General features: G+C 70.5%; 2 protein-coding genes. Both read left to right on the top strand.

Features of this window, described 5'->3' with window-relative positions; translation table 11 throughout:
- Positions 1 to 1,209, top strand: a 1,209-nt coding sequence (gene dxr, locus RIM90_RS31365; protein ID WP_309064123.1) for a 1-deoxy-D-xylulose-5-phosphate reductoisomerase, incomplete at its 5' end; no start/stop codon positions are given.
- An 8-nt stretch (positions 1,210 to 1,217) separates the two neighbouring features.
- Complete coding sequence (locus RIM90_RS31360) at positions 1,218 to 2,510, top strand: site-2 protease family protein (RefSeq protein WP_309064124.1); 1,293 nt, start codon at positions 1,218 to 1,220, stop codon at positions 2,508 to 2,510.
- Positions 2,511 to 2,765 lie beyond the last annotated feature (255 nt).

Here is a 2,765-nt window from a genome sequence, read left to right as displayed (position 1 = left end):
GCGGGAGACGGCCCGAAGGACGTGGTGATCCTCGGCTCCACCGGGTCGATCGGCACCCAGGCCATCGACCTCGTGCTGCGCAACCCCGACCGCTTCCGGGTCACCGGCCTGTCCGCCAACGGCGGCCGGGTCGCCCTCCTCGCCGAGCAGGCCCACCGGCTGCGGGTGCGCACGGTCGCCGTCGCCCGCGAGGACGTCGTACCGGCCCTGCGCGAGGCGCTCCGCGCGCAGTACGACGCGGGGGAGCCGCTGCCCGAGATCCTGGCCGGGAAGGACGCGGCCACCCAGCTCGCCGCCTCCGACTGCCACACCGTCCTCAACGGCATCACCGGCTCCATCGGACTCGCGCCGACCCTCGCCGCCCTGGAGGCGGGCCGCACCCTCGCCCTCGCCAACAAGGAGTCGCTCATCGTCGGCGGCCCGCTGGTCAAGGCGCTGGCCAAGCCCGGGCAGATCATCCCGGTCGACTCCGAGCACGCCGCGCTCTTCCAGGCGCTGGCCGCCGGCACCCGCGCCGATGTGCGCAAGCTCGTCGTCACCGCCTCCGGCGGCCCCTTCCGCGGCCGGACCAGGGAGGAGCTCGCGCACGTCACCGTCGAGGACGCCCTCGCCCACCCGACCTGGGCGATGGGCCCGGTGATCACGATCAACTCCGCGACCCTCGTCAACAAGGGCCTGGAGGTCATCGAGGCGCACCTGCTGTACGACATCCCCTTCGACCGCATCGAGGTCGTCGTGCACCCGCAGTCGTACGTCCACTCGATGGTTGAGTTCACGGACGGATCGACCCTGGCCCAGGCGACGCCCCCCGACATGCGCGGGCCCATCGCCATCGGCCTCGGCTGGCCCGAGAGGGTCCCCGACGCCGCCCCGGTCTTCGACTGGAGCAAGGCGTCCACCTGGGAGTTCTTCCCCCTGGACAACGAGGCGTTCCCCTCGGTGAACCTCGCCCGGCACGTGGGCGAGCTCGCGGGCACCGCCCCGGCGGTGTTCAATGCCGCCAACGAGGAGTGCGTGGAGGCGTTCCGCGCCGGCGCGCTGCCGTTCAACGGGATCATGGAGACGGTCACGCGGGTGGTCGAGGAGCACGGCACGCCGGGATCGGGAACCTCACTGACCGTGTCGGACGTCCTCGAAGCGGAGACCTGGGCCCGTGCGCGGGCCCGGGAACTGTCAGTCCGGACGGCGAGCGCGGAGGCGCGTGCATGACGACCCTGATGTTCATCCTCGGCATAGTCGTCTTCGCGGTCGGCCTGCTGTTCTCCATCGCCTGGCACGAACTCGGGCACCTGTCCACGGCCAAGATGTTCGGCATCCGCGTGCCCCAGTACATGGTCGGCTTCGGGCCGACCCTGTGGTCGCGGCACAAGGGCGAGACCGAGTACGGCGTCAAGGCGATCCCGTTCGGCGGCTACATCCGCATGATCGGCATGTTCCCGCCCGGCCCCGACGGCCGGCTGGAGGCCCGCTCCACCTCACCGTGGCGCGGCATGATCGAGGACGCCCGCTCCGCCGCGTTCGAGGAGCTCAGACCGGGCGACGAGAGCCGCCTGTTCTACACGCGCAAGCCGTGGAAACGGGTCGTCGTCATGTTCGCGGGCCCGTTCATGAACCTGGTCCTCGCGGTCGTGCTGTTCCTCACCGTGCTGATGGGCTTCGGCATCCAGCAGCAGACCACCACCGTCAGCTCGGTCTCGCCGTGCGTCATCTCGCAGAGCGAGAACCGCGACGAGTGCAAGAAGTCCGACCCCCAGTCCCCGGCCGCCGCGGCAGGCATGAAGGCGGGGGACAGGATCGTCGCCTTCGACGGGGTCAGGACCGAGGACTGGGGCACCCTCTCCGACCTCATCCGCGACAGCGCCGGCAAGGAGGTGCCGATCGTCGTCGACCGCAAGGGCCAGGAGGTGACCCTCCACGCGAAGATCGCCACCAACCGGGTCGCCAAGAAGGACGCCGCCGGCGCCTACGTCGAGGGCGAGTACGTCAAGGCCGGCTTCCTCGGCTTCAGCGCGGCCACCGGTGTGGTCAAACAGGACTTCGACGACTCCGTGGTCTGGATGACCGACCGGGTCGGCGACGCCGTCGACTCCCTCGCCGCCCTGCCGTCCAAGATCCCCGCGCTGTGGGACGCGGCCTTCGGCGACGGCCCGCGCGAGCCCGACTCCCCGATGGGCGTGGTCGGCGCGGCCCGGGTCGGCGGCGAGATCGCCACGCTCGACATCCCGGCCACGCAGCAGCTGGCCATGTTCGTGATGCTGCTCGCGGGCTTCAACCTCTCCCTGTTCCTGTTCAACATGCTCCCGCTGCTGCCGCTCGACGGCGGACACATCGCGGGCGCGCTGTGGGAGTCGCTGCGCCGCAACACCGCCAAGGTGCTGCGCCGCCCCGACCCGGGGCCGTTCGACGTGGCGAAACTGATGCCGGTGGCCTACGTGGTGGCCGGGATCTTCGTCTGCTTCACCCTCCTCGTCCTCATCGCGGACGTGGTGAACCCGGTGCGCATCTCCTGATCCCGCCGTCCGGCGCCCGCCGTGCGACACCTGCCGTTCACGATGGCCTGGAACCCTTTCGTTCCGGGCCGTCGTCCTTTGGGTGGGTTTACGAACGGGATGTGCCCGGGCGTTGGCCATTGCCGTAATCTCGGAGCCCGGAGCCCGCTGCTCACGGGGAGCCGGACCTTGATCCACGACTTGGGGTTGCACAGCAGATGACTGCGATTTCTCTCGGCATGCCGTCCGTTCCGACCAAGCTCGCCGAGCGCCGGA

This window comes from Streptomyces sp., from assembly GCF_031181555.1.
GTDB classification, from domain to species: domain Bacteria; phylum Actinomycetota; class Actinomycetes; order Streptomycetales; family Streptomycetaceae; genus Streptomyces; species Streptomyces fimbriatus.
The sequence above is the reverse complement of the archived record's forward strand: the minus strand, read 5'-3'. Positions and strand labels throughout refer to the sequence as shown.

Bases quoted from the DNA above. Each gene is read 5' to 3' on its own strand.
- RIM90_RS31360 (WP_309064124.1), top strand. From the start codon at position 1,218: ATGTTCATCCTCGGCATAGTCGTCTTCGCGGTCGGCCTGCTGTTCTCC.